Raw genomic sequence first — 17,120 nt, 5'->3', positions numbered from 1 at the left:
TTTTTCCGTCCTTTCTTTATATATGCAAAAAGAAAGGCCGCCATGATGAATCGAGGGCAAATAAAATTGGGTTGTACTTTTTCATGCTTTCCGATTCCACCTTGAGCCCCTGCTGCATTAAATAATGTATAGATAAGAAAGGAGTGAAAGTATTGTCTATTGAAGAAAGTGCTGATTTATTATACACACAACTGTTGAACGAATTAATCAGCAATTATGATGATTTCATCGAGATCAAGGATTCCGAAAATGTCACGATTCATAAAACAGATGTAACAGCCGCACTCTCCCTTCAAGCGACCGTAACGACAATCATTACTCTTTTAATTCAAATTCTTGTACCAGATGATGAATTGGCTGCAGACATCACAGAACAGCTTTTAGCTGCACAACAAGTGACAGTTCAAAAGAAAACAGTGATTCAAATCATCAATTGTTATAACGTCACGATTACATTATCTGATGCATCCATTATGAACTCCGTACAAATTCTCACTCAAACACTGAATGTACTTTTAGTTGAAGCCGGCATTCTTTGACCCTTTCTTTTTCTAACATCACGTATGAAAGAGGTGAAATAATCGTGGCTGAAGAGAACGAAAAAAAGGAGTTTCAAATCAACACTGATGTTGATCCATTAACAAGCCTTCTTGTGAGTGACATTTTAAATAAAAATAATGTCACAGATGATCAGAAAGCAAACCTTTCAGAAGATCAAAGAAGGATGATTTTGAAGCTGGTTCAGGATTTACAAAAGAAAGCAGATGATTTCGTACAGCAGCAGCAAGAGAAAAAGCGTCAGGCAGAGGCAGCAAAACATGCAGAAGAGGTAGAGCCTGAACCACAAGTGCGCCCTAAACGAAATTCACTTCGAGAACGTATCCAGCAGCGTCGTCAAGCGCAGCAAAATAACGATTAAATAAAAATGGGTTGCCTGCTAGGATAAATGCCCGAGACAAAACCAATCATTCCAGCATTTAATAAAGTAAACGGAAGGAGGAAAAGAAATGGATTCTAAACCATACTCTTGGGTCGCTCTAGATCGCAACTGTACACACCACGGCGATTACCATCATAACTACGAAAGAAAAGCAGTTTGTGACGGCCACTATTATGATGATGAAGATGTTTTACAAGACTTTGATCAAGTGAGTGTGACAAAGCAGACATCTGAGGAAGTCATTATCGTTAGAGATTCTTGTGACATTAACGTCTCTTCTGTTGATGCACAGGTTGCAGCATCTATCCAAGCAGCTGTTCAAACAGCGATCATCACCATTACAAACATCTCAATCGCTGATGGTGACCTAGCTGACCGCGTCACGCAAGATCTATTGCAAGCAGCTAGCCACAAACAAACAAATCGCCAGAAACTTGTCATCGAAAACTCTAGAAACGTTACAGTCTCTACAATCGATGCAGACATCTCTATTGCCATCCAAACGCTTACACAGACACTTGTTGCGACGATCGTTGCAATTGGTATCCTCTAATGTACAAAAGCAGAGCGAAAAGCTCTGCTTTTCCTTTTTCTAAAAATACAACAAAGATAAATAGTCATTTACCCACACCAACTAGAGGGCGCATACATATGTTGTTAAGGACTAAAGTCAAATACCTTGTTAAAGGAGCTGAAATCCATGAGCTGCGGAAAACACCATGGCCGACATGATGAAAACTGTGTATGCGATGCGGTTGATAAGATTTTAGCAGAGCAGGAAGCTGTAGAAGATAAATGTCCTACGAGCTGCTACAGTAATTTATTAAGCCCGACAGTTTCTGGAAAAGATACGATTCCGTTTTTACTTTTTGATAAAAAGGGCGGATTGTTCTCTACTTTCGGAAACATTGGAGGATTTGTTGACGATTGCCAATGCTTCGAATCCATTTTCTTCCGGGTTGAAAAATTGCATGACTGCTGTGCCACATTATCTGTATTAAGACCTGTTGATGTACACGGACATACGCTAAGCGTTTGTCACCCTTGCGATCCTGACTTCTTTGGTTTAGAAAAAGCGGACTTTTGTATCGAAGTTGATTTGAACTGTTTCTGCGCCATCCAATGTTTAAATCCAGAACTTGTCGACAGAGTCATGCCAACAAAAGATAAAAAGCATCATCACCACGGCTAAACCAATCGCCCGCTCATCTAACTTGTCATAAGTCAAAGCATCCCCTTCCTCACGAATGACAACCAATCATGCGGAGCAGTCAGCAAAAGGCGGCCGCTTCCGCATTGATTGACATTAGATGCATCAACCGGCGAGACACGTAATAAAGCTTATAGATGATGACAGTGCTCAAACACTCAAACAAATTTCCTTGTATAGGAGGGTTGAATATGAGCCGCAAACATTCATGGAACTGTGTAGCAGAGGCTGTTGAAAACATAAACGACTTACAAAATGCCGTCGAAGAGGATTGCCCGACCAGCTGTTACAGCAATCTCCTTTCTCCATCACATTCATTAGGTGACACTGTCCCGTTTGTTCTATTTACCTCAAAATCAAAACCATTCGTCGCATTCGGAAACGTCGGAGAAGTAGATGCTGGCCCTTGCTTCAGCACTGCATTTTTCAGAGTCGAACACATCTCTGATCACTGCGCAACACTCAGCTTGCTTATTGCATTTGACAAAGATCGTCATATTTTAGATTTTACAGATAAAGATTCCGTATGTGATGTGTTCCGTTTAGAAAAATCAAAATATTGCATTGAAGTAGACCTTGACTGCTTCTGCGCAATCGAGTGCTTAAATCCAAGACTCATCAACCGTAGCTGCTAACAAAAAAAGTCCCGTTATGGGACTTTTTTTATGTTCATTAAAAACCAAGTGGATGAATAGAAGAAATATCACCAATCGCTAATTCCACTGGATTACCGCCGCCTGCCGTGCGGATGACGGCCATATTGTCTTTTCTCTCCATGATGATTCCTCTGTATGTTTTTCCATCGGCTTCAATGAGGCAAAGCGCTCTCGGCATATTATGCGGCAGACTTGTAAGAAAATCGACTTTCTCCTCGATATTCATTTGGCTTAACGGCTTCTTCACTCGTTTTCTTCTTGGTTCTTCTTTTGTTTCATGAAATACGCCTTCTGGCTGTTTTTCTTGTTCTTGTACTGGCTCTCGATTTTGTGAATTATCTTTTTCTTGATTGATCTCCCGCTCTTGCTGTAGCGCAGGCGGCTCTTCTTTTTTCTGCTTTACTTCCTGTGATACAGGTTCTTGCACGCTCTCTGTTGCATCCTCTTTGGCACTTTTTTTGGTTTCTGAAGGTTTTTCTGACTTCTTTCGCTTTCTCACAATATTTTGCATGGCCGGCGCTGATTCATCATAGCTCGGCTGAACAATATACATAAGCGGCTTTTGATTCTCATCACCTTTATTTGACATACTGATCCCTCCCGAATGATTCATTCCTTATATATATGAGAGGACACCCCAAATCAGAAGAAAAATAAAAAACAGCATACCAGTGATTGGTATGCTGCAAATCATTTATTCGTTTAGCGGGCAATGATATGGAAGCCAGAATCAACATGAAGATTCTCACCTGTCATGCCGCGCGATAAATCACTGAATAAGAATAGTGCTGTATCGCCAACTTCTTCAGGAGTCGTTGTACGGCGAAGCGGTGCACGCTCTTCTATATCCTTCAGGATCGTATTAAAGCCGCTGATTCCTTTTGCAGATAACGTACGAATTGGACCAGCAGAAATGCTGTTCACACGGATGCCTTCCGCTCCAAGATCAGCTGCTAAGTATTTCACACTTGCTTCAAGGGCTGCTTTTGCTACACCCATGACATTGTAGTTAGAGACAACGCGCTCTCCGCCTAGGTAAGTAAGTGTGACAATGCTTCCGCCTTCTGTCATGAGCGGACGTGCTGCTTTTGCTACTGCTGTTAGTGAATAGGCACTAATGTTGTGCGCTAAAAGGAAACCTTCACGGTTCGTGTTCAAATATTCACCGACAAGCTCTTCTTTGTTCGCAAATGCAATCGCATGTGCAACACCATGGATGACTTGTACTTTTTCTTTAATCGTTGCAAAACATTTTTCGATTTCTTCATCACTTGTCACATCACAAGGAAGAATAATGGAATCATCACGCTCTAGCGTGCTTGCTAGCTCTTTCACTGATTCTGCCAGACGATCTCCAACATAAGTAAAAATCAAACGAGCTCCTGCTTCGTGAAGTGAACGAGCAATTCCCCAAGCGATGCTTCGTTTATTGGCAACACCCATCACCACAATATTACGGCCTTCTAAAGAAAAGTTCATATGTATTAAAGCCTCCTATTTTTTCAAGACATAGTATTAGTACCTGATCATAATCTTATCACAAATCATGAGATATTGACAATTTCCGCTGAAAGAAAGTTTTTATTTCAGAAAAAAGACCGCCTTCACAAGTGAAGACAGTCTTCTTTTTATGCTTTGACTCTGTTTTGCTGATAAGCAAAGTGGTTAGTCGGTCCGTGCCCAGCGCCAATATTCAGAGGAAATTTGATCGCCTCATGGACAAAGGTTTCTGCCGTTTCAAAGGCTTCCTTCATGGAACGACCTTTTGCTATTTCTGCCGTTAATGCCGCTGCAAATGTACAGCCTGTTCCGTGTGTATGTGGTGTATCAATATGTTCATTACTGAGTTCAAAAAAGCTTTTTCCATCGTACAAAAGATCTGTAATGAGGCCGTCTGAAGGGCTATGACCTCCTTTGATCACAACATAGGACGTGCCAAGCTCATAAAGTCGTTCTGCTGCTCTATGGCGATCGTCTTTTGTCTGAATGCGCATGCCTGTCAGCACTTCTGCCTCAGGGAGATTCGGTGTGACTGCATAACTGACAGGTAATAACTGTGTTTTCATAGCAGAGACCGCATCTTCATTTAATAAAGAAGCGCCTCCTTTAGCAATCATGACTGGATCGACAATTAGTTTCAAATCATATTGCTTCGTCTTTTCAGCAACGACACTGATCATGTCGGCACTCCACAGCATCCCTGTTTTAGCGGCATCTGGCAACAAGTCTTCTGCTACTGCATCAATTTGACTTTCGAGCGCCTCGATAGACAGTGGATAAATACCGTGAACACCAAGTGTGTTTTGAGCTGTAATGGCCGTAATGGCGGACATTCCGTACACACCAAGCTCCTGAAAGGTTTTCAAATCTGCTTGAATACCTGCTCCACCACCAGAATCAGTACCTGCGATGGTTAATGCTTTTTTAATCGTCATGTCATCTCACCCTCTCATTAGCCAATCCATTGATGATAAATCGTTCTCGCTTTCGCAATATCATTTGTCCCATGTACAAGCGCTCTGCCATCTTTGAATAAAACGAGCTTGTACTCATCCTTCTGACACGAAAGCAAATAAGGATTTTCCAGCACATCCATTCCTGCTTTCTTTAGCTGACGTGCTACTTCATGCAGCGCCGGGGGTGCCCCTAGTGCACTGCGAATTTGTACGGTATTTCGTCCACATAATACATCTGCTTTTGCTCTTTGATCATAAGAGAGAAATGGATATGTCTTAAGACCGCAGCTTGGACATTGTTTCTTTTTTAAAGGCGTAACGGATCGAATATCAGATCGCTCGTTTGTCCATAAATCAAACGATCTTAATACCGGCGTGATTTGGTGTCCTGTTAAAAGCTTCAGTGCATCCGCCACTTGATAGGCCGCAACCTGCTGCACAACTGGACTAATAATTCCTGCTGTATCACATGTCATGCCTTGTGCAGGTAAATGCTCAAGCAGGCAGTGTAAACATGGTGTTTCACCAGGAATCACTGTGAATTGAATACCATAGCTTGCTACACAGGCTCCGTAAAGGAACGGAATTTGATGTTTGACGGCCGCATCGTTCGCAATCATTCTCACCTCAAAATTATCCGCTGCATCCACGATGATGGATGCCCCGCTGACGTACTCATCAATATTTTGAGCGGTCACGTCAAGGACGATTCCTCTCACGTGAACATCACTGTTCACCTTCTTGAGTCTTTTCTCAGCAGCCACAGCCTTTGGCAGCCGATCAAGAACATCTTGTTCTGTGTATAGCTGCTGACGCTGCAGATTGCTCCATTCAATATAATCTCTATCCAAAATGGTGACAGATCCTACGCCGGCACGGACGAGCATTTCAGCACTCGCTGTTCCAAGTGCCCCAGCCCCAATAATGACGGCCTTTGAGGCATGTAGCCGTTTTTGTCCTTCCTCTCCAATAGGCCTAAAAAGCTCTTGGCGTGAATAACGTGTGCTCAAAATGCTGGCATTCCTTCCTGCGGACTGCTGGCTGTTCCATAGTTTTTGAATGGAATACGGCCTGCCTCGAACCCGAGTCTTCCAGATTCAATCGCCAGCTTCATCGCTTTAGCCATTTTCACAGGGTCCTTTGCGCCAGACACGGCTGTATTCAGTAATACAGCATCAGCGCCCAATTCCATCGCATAAGCAGCATCCTTCGGAGAACCTACACCCGCATCAATAATAACTGGCACCTTTGCCTGTTCGATAATAAACGATAGATTCAGAGGGTTTAAAAGCCCTTGACCTGAACCGATTGGAGAAGCACCTGGCATAATGGCATGGACACCAAGTTCTTCTAATTTCCTTGCCAACACCACATCATCTGACGTATATGGCAGCACGATAAAACCTTCTTCTAATAACATTTCAGATGCTTTTAACGTTTCGACTGGATCTGGCAGAAGAGACCTTGAACAGCCAATGACTTCTACTTTGATCATGTCACACAGTCCAGAAGCTTTCGCTAAACGGGCAATCCGCACCGCTTCTTCCGCTGTACTTGCCCCGGCAGTATTTGGCAGCAATGTATAGGCTGATAAATCGAGCTGCTCTAAAAAATTGGGCTGTGATGGTTCAAATATGTTCATTCTTCGCACAGCAAAGGTCAAAATTTCAGCTTCTGATACGTTCACAGCTTCTTTTTGAATTTCAAATGATGGGTACTTCCCTGTACCAAGTAATAATCTAGATGTGAATGTTTTTCCGCCAATATGCAGCATGTTGTCATCCTCCTCCTACAAAGTGAACGATTTCAATCGTGTCATTTGGTTGAATTTTTACCTGTTGAAAGGCTTCTTTATCTATAATTTCTTGATTTTTTTCAACGATCACCACTCGGTTTTCAAGTTGATAGGCTGATAGCAGATCAAAAATCGTGCCATTTTCCTTATCGAAATCAACCATTCTTCCATTCAATTGAACTTTCATACGAACAATGCCTCCTTTCGCCCAATACGAAACACATGAAGCCATTCCTTATTCACAGACTCGCCTACTATCAAGCCGCGAATGATTTCCCCCGTAATCGGCGCAAGTAAAATGCCATTTCGGTAATGTCCCGTTGCAAAAAGAATACGCTCGTCTTCCGGATGTTTTCCGATATAGGGGTGCCGGTCGCTTGTCGCTGGCCGTAGACCTGCCCAGCATTGATCAATCGGCATCTCTCGAATAGAAGGCATGAGCTGAGATGCTTTTTGAATAACTGCTTCAATACCGCCAAGTGTCGGAACGGCCTGCCAGTCATTAGGTTTCATCGTTGCACCAATCACTAGCTTACCGCTATCCCTTTGAACGATATAACAATGATCATGATAGATGGTGTGTGCAAGCGCTGGACCGTTATTCCAAACAGACACGCATTCTCCTTTTACTGGATAGAGAGAATGTGATAACCCCAGTTCTTCCAAAAAACGGCCTGACCATACACCACTTGCTACAGTCAGATGATCACATGTGAAGATGCCTTTAGCTGTACTGACTGTCAAAGTTTCTTTTCCCCTCTTCACATCGATAACGGGGGTAAACTCCTTCACATCCGCTCCGTGCCGAACAGCCGCCTGCCAAAAAGCCCTGCATACCGCATATGGCTCGACATGTACATCATCTGCTATCAAGCCTGCTCCTACGATGTCATCTGCTATTTGAGGCATACGTTCTTTTACGCTGCTTGCTTCAAGCCATTCAAATGTGGGCAAATGCTGCATCCGGCAAAGAGCTCGCTTTTCTTGTTCTGTAAAAGCCACCTTCATAATCCCGCCCACTGATGTCCGAATATCAATGCCCGATTCATGCTGAAGGTCGACCGTTAATTTTTCATATAAAGCCTGACTTTGTCTGCCTACTTGAAAGAAAGTATCTTCATCACCTTCTCCTTCAGCATGTGCACCCAGCATGCCAGCAGCCGCACTCGTCGTTTGCTTCCCGATCTCATTTGCCTCAAATAAGACAATCTGCTTTCCTACTTTTGCAAGGTGATAAGCGATCGACATCCCTATGATTCCACCACCAATGATTGCAACATCATAATGCTTGTTCATAAGGATTCTCCTTTCGCTTTTTAGAAAATGTTTGCGCCATTTTGCGCGGCTGAGGATGAGCAAAAATTCCCGACATGACGGCTATTCCCTTTAAATCAACATGCATCAATTCTGGCAGTCGTTCTGGTGTGATTCCACCAATGACAACGACTGGAATGGACAGCGTAGAAGTCATGTTTTCCACAATCTTTATGCCTCTCGCCTGTAGTCCGGGTTTGCATGCGGTATCATACACATGCCCAAACATGACATACTCTGCCCCGTTCTTCTCTGCTGCTTTGGCTTCTTCTATCGAATGAACCGATACCCCCGCATGGAGATGAGGAAATTTTTGTCTTAATTCCTTTGGCGAAAAGCTGTGTCCTGGAAGATGAACCCGGTGAATATTGGTCAGCAGCGCAACGTCAACTCGGTCATTTATAATCAGCTTTTCTTTCGGAACACCTTCTGCTAGTAGTTGTTTCACGAGGTGAACCAGCTCACCTGCTGCCTTCGATCGTTCACGAATATGAATAAAGTCTACTTCAGACGCAATGTCTTTTATTTGCTTGATGAGCTCCCTGACAGGAAGCGTATCATTTGTCACTGCATGGAGTTCCATTTGCACCAACCCCATCTAAGCATGCTGTTTGCCACATTTCTTTTTCATACGCCATCTCCCAGAAATGGTATTCGTAATAGCTCGAAATCACGAAATTTTCTTTCATATTAGCCCGCACATGTTCTGGCGCTTTTTCTGCAAGTTCATCAAAACGGTTCACCTGTTCAAAAACAAGCTCTTTAAACCAATCCCCGCCATATGTCAAAATCCATTCTTGATAAATCGGATGGTCAGGCGTTGTTTGTTTCAGTTTTTCTCCTACCTCATAATAAAGCCAGTAGCACGGCAATAATGCGGCTAAAATTTCTTCAAAACGACCGCTTTTCACAGATCGGTACATATGCGAGGTATATGCATAAGCAGTTGGAGAAGGTTTAAAGTTTGCCAGCGCTTCATCAGAGATCTGGAGCAGTTCTGTGAACTTTCTATGCAGTGATAGCTCTGCTTCATACGTACCCTGCGCATGATATGCCATTCTGCCTGTCGTATGTAAGTCCTCACTAATAGCGGCTCCATACGATTGTACTTTTGCAAAATGAGTTAAATAGTACGAATCCTGCATCACATAATAAGTGAAACGATCGAGTGAAAGTGTGCCATCACCAATCCCTTTCACAAAAGGGTGTGTAAAGCTCCCATTCCACCATCTAGCTGCTGCTTCTTTACATTCGTTCGAAAATGTCATGTTCCTCTCCTCCTGTTTTTCCATATAAAAAAACCACTTTCCGCGTGGAAAGTGGTTTGGAATTTGTAAAAAGCATAGTCAAACACCGCACCACTTCCCTACGCAGGTATGAACCTGTTCAGGTAATGAGGGTCTAAAAGTCTACACTTTTATCTCAGCCCTTTTAAAGGACTCCCCTAGTGGATCAAACATATATTGTTGTACCTCTATCTTAATCAGGATTTGTTCATCGGTCAAGGGTTCATCGCAACTCTAATTGGGCTCTAAGTCCTGCCACATACTCCCGGGAGCCAGACACAAGCACGCGGTCACCGCTTCTAAGCGTCGTATCCCCATGCGGTACTAAGCTGTCAATTCCTCTAAAAATACGGACAAACACCAAATCGCCGGTAAAAGGAAATTCCCTCAGCATGACATTATGATACCGATGATTGTTCATTTGAATTTGATACAAAGAAGAATCCTCATTTGTTAACAAGCGAATCGCATCAGGTGCTTCAATCAATGCCCTCAGCACCGTTTTAGATGATAAGAAGTTAGAAAAGGTATCGATCCCTGCTTCCTTTAAAGTCAGCTCGGCTTCCGCTTTGTTAACACTTGCAATGACTTGTTTAGACCCTTCTTCTTTTGCAAATAAAGCAATTTCCTTATTTTTCGTTTCACTGCCTGTAGCTACAACGAGCACATCCTCTTGCCCGATGCCAGCCTGCCTGAGCGTATCATCGTCATATTGTTCAATCGCTTCAACTTCAAAGATGGAGTCAGCAAGCAAGGCTTCTTTATTTTCCTGAAAGACGTGTAAAATACGAATGTCATATTCATCCTGATGCAAATCAAGCGTCACAGGTAACGTCAGCTGATTCGCTCCAATAAACGTCACACGCTTTTTATGATTGGTTTCACGTTCTTGTTTAAATAACGCCTTAAACCAAACAGGCGTTAAAACACTCGTGAGCACAGCGACTAGAATAAGGGCTCCTGACATTTTATGATCAATGACACCAAGCCGCTCACCAATCGTTGCAGCAGCAATAACTAGGGATAACGTCGAGGTTAATAAAAAACCAGAACCGATAACTTTTTTCATGTCATACCATTTTTTTAAATAAAGAATCGGAACGAGTTTACTAAGCAATAATGCGATAAACAGTAGCGGAATCATGATCATGATGGTTGGATCTTTAAAGAGTGACCATATATTCAGGTCCACACCAACCATCACAAAAAAGATCGGAATTAAAAATCCATAGCCAAACGAGTCCAGCTGCTGTACGAGCTCTTTATTAGGCGAAAGAAGAGACACAAGCACACCTGCTAAAAAAGCCCCAAGAATATTTTCAGCACCGAGTGATTCAGATAAGGCAACTAAGACTATAATGAGAGTAAAGATGGCTCTTGTCCCAATTTGCACCGTTCCTTTTGACATTGACTGAAAAATGGACTTTGTCTTAAATACCCGGCCAAATAAATAAAGAAGAATACCTGCCGCAAATAATAATAAGAGCAACCACATGTTCCCTGTTCCATCGCCATAAATGGAGGAAAACACAGCAAGTAAAATCATTGTCACCAAATCAGCAATGACGGCTACAAGCAAAATGATTTGACCAATATTCGTCTGCATCAACTTTTCCTCTTTTAAGGTAGGAACCACGACACCCAATGAGATGGTGGAAATAATAAGCGTCATTAAAAAGGCATTTTGAATAAATCCTGCAAGGACAAACGCATAAGACAGGATAAAGGACATACAAAATACGCCAACAAAAATAATGGTCGCTGTTTTAAATGTATTCGGTTCTTTTAATCCATTTGGTAGTTCTCGCGCTTTCTTCTTTGATTCAAAAGAAGAAAAATCTATTTCAAGTCCACTTAAAAACATAAGAAAAATAAAACCTAGCATGGATAACGTATCTAGCCATGCGTCGTGTTCAACAACTAGTTGAAGACCGCTTTTTCCAATGATGAGCCCCATGATGATTTCAGCGACAACGACCGGGATGGTCAGCTTAAACCGGTGCAATAAAATGGGGGTGAAAAAGGCTACAATAATAACGACAACGAGTGATGAAACAGATGTATGCTCCATTGGCTAAAGCCTCCTAACATTCATGTTTAATTTTTAAGTTTTACGTTAAAGCATTGATTCTAACAATTGCCCAAAATAAATGAAAGCCATTTGTTATATTTTCTAAAATTCAAACTTCTTTATATCCGATCAATGGATGAAAAAATCAGGAGGAACCTTTATGAAATTCGATATCATCGGCGATATCCACGGCTGCTACGAAGAGCTGCTTACCCTCATACACAAACTAGGATACGAACTCAAACATGGACTACCTGTCCACCCTGATAAGAGAACACTGGCCCTTGTTGGTGATTTAACAGACCGCGGCCCTCGATCAGTTGCCGTCATGCAATTTGTCATACACGCCTATTCTAAGGGCGCAATCCGCTATGTGCCTGGTAACCATTGTTTTAAGCTGTATCGTTATTTGAAAGGAAATCCCGTAAAATTACTGCATGGCATTGAAACAACGGTGAACGAAATCAAAAACCTGCCCCATGATGAACAAACCATTTTATCACGTGAATTTAAACATTTATTTGAAAAGGCACCGCTTTATGATGTACTGATTCCGAATGAACTGATCATTGCACACGCAGCGATGAAGGAAAAGGATATTGGCAAAAAACCGAACAAACAGATGAGGTCTTATCTATTATTTGGAGCAGTCACCGGAGAAACATGGCCAGACGGTCGACCTGTCAGGAAGGACTGGGCGAAGGAATATCACGGAAAACCATGGATTGTGTACGGGCATACACCCGTAAAAGAACCAAGATTCATCGGTAGAACGGTTAACATTGATACAGGCTGCGTCTTTGGCCACAAGCTCTCTGCCCTTAGATATCCAGAGCTTGAGACCGTATCTGTTCCTTCATCTATGCCATATGACGATTCAAGATTTCAGCATTTCACGCAATAAAAAACCCAGTCCACCATGACAGGTGACCGGGTTTACTTGTTTACTGAAGCAATAATGTCATATCATCCGGTAAAGGAGCCGAAAAGGTCATGGACTCCCCTGTTATCGGATGCGGAAAAACAAGGGTTTCACTATGAAGTGCCTGCCTGCCTATTCTCTCGCTTGTTCCACCATATAGCGTATCTCCAACAAGCGGATGACCAAGGAATTGCATGTGAACACGAATTTGATGAGTTCTTCCCGTTTCAAGGGTAAGGGACACATCAGACATATCTAAATGAGTATGTACCGCCCGCACCGTATAATGTGTTACGGCTTCCTGACCAGATTCATCCACCATTCGTTCAATAATGCTGTCCCCTTTTCGAGCAATTTTTGCTCTAATTGTTCCTTCCTTTTGCGTGATCATGCCATGTGTAATGGCTCTATACGTTCGCTTGACTTCCCCTTTTTTCTGCGCCTTTGATAAAAGGCTGTGTGCAAAGCGATGTTTAGCGACTAACATGACACCAGAAGTATCACGATCAAGACGGTTCACCAAGTGGACAGTCAGCCGAACGGACTGCTCAGCATAATGGTGAAGCACCCCATTTGCAATACTATACTCAGGGTGCTCTCGAGAAGGAATCGATGGGATATACGGCTTTTTATTCAGCACAAGCACGTGCTCGTCCTCAAATAAAATATCAAGCGGAATGGCCGCAGGTTTTAGCCCTTCACTCACTTTTTCCTCGGGAAATAAAATGGTGAGCCTGTCTCCCTCGCGCAGCTCATATCTCACGGTCACATGCTCTCCATTAATCAGAAGATCACCGCCATCAAATTTAATATCTGTCAGCATTCGTTTTGAAATGCCAAGATCGATTAAGTAGTCCTTCAGCAGCCTGCCTTCTTCTTTGGCTGATATGGTTTTGTTTATCTTAAAGTATTCCAGCGAGAACAACCTCTTTCTTATTCTCCTTTGCCGATAAAGGAATCTTGCACCCTTTTCCAAAACGGAAATGGTCTAAATCGGGCAAACCGGACATTCTCGTCTGCCACTCGGCATTGAATGGATTTCACATCTTTATGCAGCAGCGACAAATGATCTATCGTCACCTGAAAATCCACATCATTAATCGGTTTGATCACACACGTATGGTGGTCGGGCAAAATGAGCGGCGAACCGACCGTTCTAAACACTCTGTTGTTGATTGAAGCCATTTCTGCCAGCTGGATCGCCCTAATGGATGGGTGAATAATAGCCCCGCCAAGTGCCTTATTATAGGCTGTACTGCCAGATGGTGTAGACAAACAAAGACCGTCTCCTCTGAATGTTTCAAAAAGCTGACCCCTAATCTCAACATCTGCCACAAGTGTACCTTCCATACTTTTAATCGTACATTCATTCATTGCTAAATATTTTTCTTCTCTGCCCCCATCGTTGTACCTGACGATGACTTCAAGAATCGGATATTCCACAATATGATAAGGCGTTTTGGCAATGGCTAACACAAGCTTTTCAATTTCACTCGGGACCCAGTCCGCATAAAAACCAAGATGGCCTGTATGTACGCCGACAAAAGCGGTTTCGTTCAGACGGTTGCTATACCGGTGAAAAGCGTATAAAAGGGTTCCGTCTCCGCCAACTGTAATGACGAGATCGGGTTCCTCTTCATTTAATTCCATTCCAAAATCCAATAAGTAGGTCTGTATTTTATTTTTAAGTGTGTCAGATACAGAATTCCCTTTCGAAGAAACTGCAAATTTCATGAATTCTTCTCCTTTTCCACCTTGCTGCGACGAGAAAGCAGCATCATATTTGATTAAGCTTAGGCTCAGCTATCGTTTTTCTTTTTCCGGGAAAATGCCACTTGCGCTTCTTGAATTTCCCCTCTGATTTCAGACATCTCATCATCAAGAAGAGATGCTGCCTCAGAAGCTCTTTGAAGGCGCTGCTTGACCTTCTCCGGGATATTCCCGCTATATTTATAATTCAGAGAATGCTCGATGGTCGCCCAAAAATTCATGGCTAATGTACGGATTTGGATTTCGACGAGGAGCTGCTTCTCTCCATTGATCGTTTGTAGCGGATATAACACAACAAGGTGGTACGATCGGTATCCGCTTTCTTTATGTTCTGCAATATAGTCGCGTTTATCTACAACCACAAAGTCTTTTCGTGACTGAAGCATTTTCTTGACGACTTGTATATCTTCTACAAATTGGCACATAATGCGAAGCCCTGCAATATCCTGCATCGTTTCAATCTCATGCATCGGGATGTTTTTACGCTTTGCCTTTTCCAATATGCTGGCAACGGGTTTCACTCGGCCAGTGACAAATTCTACTGGTGAATGGTCATCCTCAAATTCATACAGTTTTCGAATGCCTTTTAGTTTCACTTTTAATTCTTCGACTGCTTGCTTATATGGTGCGAGGAATTGATCCCATTGTTTTTTGTCCATGAAACTTCCCCCAATTCCAAATACCTAATTATTTCAGAGGAATGTGCTCTTCACTTTCTCTTCCATATCTCCGTAATTGGCATTGTCTTTAATATTGTCGATTAAATAGTTTAATTCCTGATGAAGTTGAATGAGTTCTAGCGTTTGCTCTTCCGCCGCCAAATAGACAGGGATTTCACGATTCATTGCTTCTTTTAATGGAGCCCATGTATGTTCTCCTAAAATAAGATACGTAAAAGACTCCTCAGTCTCAAGTATGTAAACGAACGCAAAGTGATCAGAATCAACAAGCATTTGTCCTGATGCTTTTGCTTTTTGAATTTGCTCATCTGACTGGACCGTCAAGATCAGCCTGTCTTCTTTTAAAGTTGCTTCTGTGATTTCAATTCTGTTTTGCATCATGATCTCCTTTACAACAAAGTACAGCTTTATTTTATCATATCAAGTTCAATATTGATAAACCGAACTTTTTGAGAAAATTTGATTTCTCCATTTCGTTGTTCATTTTGCCTCATTTAGCATCTATATACGTCTCTTTTTAAGGAATAAATAAGAAAAAAAGAAGCTTTTCATGTACAATAATCATATTTCCTCTAAATGAAAGGTTGATGTCAAAATGGCACAGGAAATTGAGATAGAACTAAAACAATTATTAATGAAAGAAGAATTTGAACAGCTAAAAGAATATTTTCAATTAAAGGACGAGGACTTCCACACTCAAACCAACTATTATTTTGATACACCTCAATTTGATATAAAATCCAAATTCGCTGCATTACGAATGAGAGAAAAAGGCGGGCAGTGGGTCCTCACATTAAAGGAACCGCATGAGATCGGCCTTTTGGAAACTCACCAAACGATCGATCCTCCCGCAAGTCTTGAACATTTCCACCTGCCAGAAGGTGAAGTGGCAGACAGATTAGTACACCTTCACATTCAAAAGGATCAAACCGTGTATTTTGGTTCACTGGAAACGTCAAGAGCAGAAAAAATGATTAAAGAAGGCTTAATTGTTTTGGATCACAGCCGATATTTAACAGTAGAGGACTATGAACTTGAATTTGAAGTGAGCGATTTAGACATTGGACAAGCCGCTTTCACAGCATTGCTTCAGCAATTTCAGATCCCACCAAGACACACGAAAAACAAAGTCGTACGTTTTTATGAAGAAAAAATGAAAACAAAAGAATAGATGAATTCCTTGAAGGAGGAACATGATGAACGTCAATCAACTTCAATCCTTTATGCAGCTTCAAGCACTCAAAACGTTACAATCTGATAATGGACAAACACAACTCACAGCTGGACAAGAATCAAGCGCTGAGACTTCATTCCAGTCGCTGTTGCAAGATTTTTTAGGCGGATCAGAATTATCTCGTCTCCCGCTTTCCATTTCTGCTTTCATGGGATCGGACCCATCAACGTCTCCGAACACGCAATATGCACGCATGAACCCATATTTATCTGCGATAGCAGGCAGTGAACAGCTTCAATCTCAGTCTCTTTATGCAAATGACAGCCAATTGAATACCGCAAATGGTATTGGAAACGTCTTAAATAACAGCTACACACCGCCGCTTCAAAAAGCTGTTTCAGGCTCTTCATCAAAAGAGATTAATCAGATCGTCTCACAAATGGCTCAAAAGCACGGAGTTCCAGAAAAGCTGATCCACGCAGTGATCAAGCAAGAATCCGGTTATCGCACGAATGCTGTCAGCCATGCTGGTGCACTTGGACTGATGCAGCTTATGCCGTCTACTGCTAAATCACTTGGCGTGAACAATGCCTTTGATGCAGCCCAAAACATTGAAGGCGGAACGAAGTATTTAAAACAAATGCTGCAAAAATATAATGGAAATGTCTCACTTGCCTTAGCCGCTTATAACGCAGGCTCAGGGAATGTAGATAAGTACGGAGGCATTCCTCCATTTAAAGAAACACAAAATTATGTAAAGAAAATCACAGCTCAATATTTCGCCTAAACCGAAGAGAATAACCTCTTCGGTTTTTTGTATGTCGCTTTTCACCCTTTTTTGACTGA

22 protein-coding genes and 1 riboswitch are annotated in these 17,120 nt (G+C 42.2%); of the genes, 8 read left to right on the top strand and 14 right to left on the bottom strand.

What is annotated here, in order from left to right; all coding sequences use genetic code 11:
- Positions 1 to 152: 152 nt before the first annotated feature.
- From AC0VYC_RS05825 to AC0VYC_RS05805, 5 genes are all read left to right on the top strand, one after another.
- Complete coding sequence (locus tag AC0VYC_RS05825) at positions 153 to 539, top strand: spore coat protein (RefSeq protein ID WP_007498962.1); 387 nt, start codon at positions 153 to 155, stop codon at positions 537 to 539.
- A 44-nt stretch (positions 540 to 583) separates the two neighbouring features.
- Positions 584 to 919, top strand: coding sequence for a hypothetical protein (locus AC0VYC_RS05820; protein ID WP_035392394.1), 336 nt, complete (start codon positions 584 to 586; stop codon positions 917 to 919).
- 88 nt (positions 920 to 1,007) lie between these two features.
- The gene (locus AC0VYC_RS05815; protein WP_008348431.1) at positions 1,008 to 1,493 is read left to right on the top strand and encodes a spore coat protein; all 486 of its coding nucleotides are present in this window, start codon (positions 1,008 to 1,010) and stop codon (positions 1,491 to 1,493) included.
- Positions 1,494 to 1,640: 147 nt separating this feature from the next.
- Positions 1,641 to 2,132 (top strand): CotY/CotZ family spore coat protein, encoded by a 492-nt coding sequence (locus tag AC0VYC_RS05810; protein WP_008348432.1) that lies wholly within the window; start codon positions 1,641 to 1,643, stop codon positions 2,130 to 2,132.
- 209 nt (positions 2,133 to 2,341) lie between these two features.
- Positions 2,342 to 2,785 (top strand): CotY/CotZ family spore coat protein, encoded by a 444-nt coding sequence (locus AC0VYC_RS05805; RefSeq protein ID WP_008348434.1) that lies wholly within the window; start codon positions 2,342 to 2,344, stop codon positions 2,783 to 2,785.
- 37 nt (positions 2,786 to 2,822) lie between these two features.
- Here the strand turns inward: AC0VYC_RS05805 and AC0VYC_RS05800 are convergent, their stop codons facing one another.
- The 10 genes from AC0VYC_RS05800 to AC0VYC_RS05755 form a co-directional block, all read right to left on the bottom strand.
- Positions 2,823 to 3,395: a CotO family spore coat protein gene (locus AC0VYC_RS05800; RefSeq protein WP_475389667.1), complete on the bottom strand. Its 573-nt coding sequence runs from the start codon at positions 3,393 to 3,395 to the stop codon at positions 2,823 to 2,825.
- Between the two features lie 113 nt (positions 3,396 to 3,508).
- Positions 3,509 to 4,285: an enoyl-ACP reductase FabI gene (gene fabI / locus AC0VYC_RS05795; RefSeq protein ID WP_003211867.1), complete on the bottom strand. Its 777-nt coding sequence runs from the start codon at positions 4,283 to 4,285 to the stop codon at positions 3,509 to 3,511.
- Between the two features lie 149 nt (positions 4,286 to 4,434).
- Complete coding sequence (gene thiD, locus AC0VYC_RS05790) at positions 4,435 to 5,241, bottom strand: bifunctional hydroxymethylpyrimidine kinase/phosphomethylpyrimidine kinase (protein ID WP_024720133.1); 807 nt, start codon at positions 5,239 to 5,241, stop codon at positions 4,435 to 4,437.
- A gap of 17 nt (positions 5,242 to 5,258) precedes the next feature.
- A complete protein-coding gene (locus AC0VYC_RS05785) occupies positions 5,259 to 6,272 on the bottom strand; it encodes a thiazole biosynthesis adenylyltransferase ThiF (protein WP_475389664.1) in 1,014 nt (337 codons plus the stop codon).
- The gene (locus AC0VYC_RS05780) at positions 6,269 to 7,036 is read right to left on the bottom strand and encodes a thiazole synthase (RefSeq protein ID WP_210552359.1); all 768 of its coding nucleotides are present in this window, start codon (positions 7,034 to 7,036) and stop codon (positions 6,269 to 6,271) included. The genes AC0VYC_RS05785 and AC0VYC_RS05780 overlap by 4 nt, the downstream gene beginning before the upstream one ends.
- Before the next feature lie 4 nt (positions 7,037 to 7,040).
- On the bottom strand, positions 7,041 to 7,244 hold the full coding sequence (gene thiS / locus AC0VYC_RS05775) for a sulfur carrier protein ThiS (RefSeq protein WP_256689177.1): 204 nt from the start codon (positions 7,242 to 7,244) through the stop codon (positions 7,041 to 7,043).
- The gene (gene thiO, locus AC0VYC_RS05770) at positions 7,241 to 8,353 is read right to left on the bottom strand and encodes a glycine oxidase ThiO (RefSeq protein ID WP_475389662.1); all 1,113 of its coding nucleotides are present in this window, start codon (positions 8,351 to 8,353) and stop codon (positions 7,241 to 7,243) included. The genes thiS and thiO overlap by 4 nt, the downstream gene beginning before the upstream one ends.
- On the bottom strand, positions 8,337 to 8,954 hold the full coding sequence (gene tenI / locus AC0VYC_RS05765) for a thiazole tautomerase TenI (RefSeq protein WP_327855237.1): 618 nt from the start codon (positions 8,952 to 8,954) through the stop codon (positions 8,337 to 8,339). Before tenI ends, thiO begins: the two co-directional genes overlap by 17 nt.
- Complete coding sequence (tenA, locus tag AC0VYC_RS05760) at positions 8,929 to 9,639, bottom strand: thiaminase II (RefSeq protein ID WP_017367022.1); 711 nt, start codon at positions 9,637 to 9,639, stop codon at positions 8,929 to 8,931. Before tenA ends, tenI begins: the two co-directional genes overlap by 26 nt.
- Before the next feature lie 78 nt (positions 9,640 to 9,717).
- A riboswitch (TPP riboswitch) is annotated at positions 9,718 to 9,827 on the bottom strand.
- A 53-nt stretch (positions 9,828 to 9,880) separates the two neighbouring features.
- Positions 9,881 to 11,728 (bottom strand): monovalent cation:proton antiporter family protein, encoded by a 1,848-nt coding sequence (locus tag AC0VYC_RS05755; protein WP_475389659.1) that lies wholly within the window; start codon positions 11,726 to 11,728, stop codon positions 9,881 to 9,883.
- Positions 11,729 to 11,888: 160 nt separating this feature from the next.
- Between AC0VYC_RS05755 and prpE the strand changes: the two genes are divergently transcribed.
- Positions 11,889 to 12,632, top strand: coding sequence for a bis(5'-nucleosyl)-tetraphosphatase PrpE (gene prpE, locus AC0VYC_RS05750; RefSeq protein WP_017359667.1), 744 nt, complete (start codon positions 11,889 to 11,891; stop codon positions 12,630 to 12,632).
- Positions 12,633 to 12,672: 40 nt separating this feature from the next.
- On the opposite strand, the gene AC0VYC_RS05745 is transcribed toward prpE, so the two are convergent.
- The 4 genes from AC0VYC_RS05745 to AC0VYC_RS05730 form a co-directional block, all read right to left on the bottom strand.
- Positions 12,673 to 13,566, bottom strand: coding sequence for an RluA family pseudouridine synthase (locus AC0VYC_RS05745; protein ID WP_178897242.1), 894 nt, complete (start codon positions 13,564 to 13,566; stop codon positions 12,673 to 12,675).
- Positions 13,567 to 13,583: 17 nt separating this feature from the next.
- Positions 13,584 to 14,384: an NAD kinase gene (locus AC0VYC_RS05740; protein ID WP_008355343.1), complete on the bottom strand. Its 801-nt coding sequence runs from the start codon at positions 14,382 to 14,384 to the stop codon at positions 13,584 to 13,586.
- Positions 14,385 to 14,449: 65 nt separating this feature from the next.
- The gene (yjbM, locus tag AC0VYC_RS05735; protein WP_008348457.1) at positions 14,450 to 15,079 is read right to left on the bottom strand and encodes a GTP diphosphokinase; all 630 of its coding nucleotides are present in this window, start codon (positions 15,077 to 15,079) and stop codon (positions 14,450 to 14,452) included.
- Between the two features lie 33 nt (positions 15,080 to 15,112).
- Positions 15,113 to 15,478 (bottom strand): UPF0738 family protein, encoded by a 366-nt coding sequence (locus AC0VYC_RS05730; RefSeq protein WP_008348459.1) that lies wholly within the window; start codon positions 15,476 to 15,478, stop codon positions 15,113 to 15,115.
- Positions 15,479 to 15,695: 217 nt separating this feature from the next.
- Between AC0VYC_RS05730 and AC0VYC_RS05725 the strand changes: the two genes are divergently transcribed.
- Entirely contained in the window at positions 15,696 to 16,271 is a 576-nt protein-coding gene (locus AC0VYC_RS05725; protein WP_203144248.1) for a CYTH domain-containing protein, read from the top strand.
- Between the two features lie 25 nt (positions 16,272 to 16,296).
- Complete coding sequence (locus AC0VYC_RS05720) at positions 16,297 to 17,061, top strand: lytic transglycosylase domain-containing protein (protein ID WP_008348461.1); 765 nt, start codon at positions 16,297 to 16,299, stop codon at positions 17,059 to 17,061.
- Positions 17,062 to 17,120 lie beyond the last annotated feature (59 nt).

This window comes from Bacillus sp. iso_77, assembly GCF_056173625.1.
The sequence above is the reverse complement of the archived record's forward strand: the minus strand, read 5'-3'. Positions and strand labels throughout refer to the sequence as shown.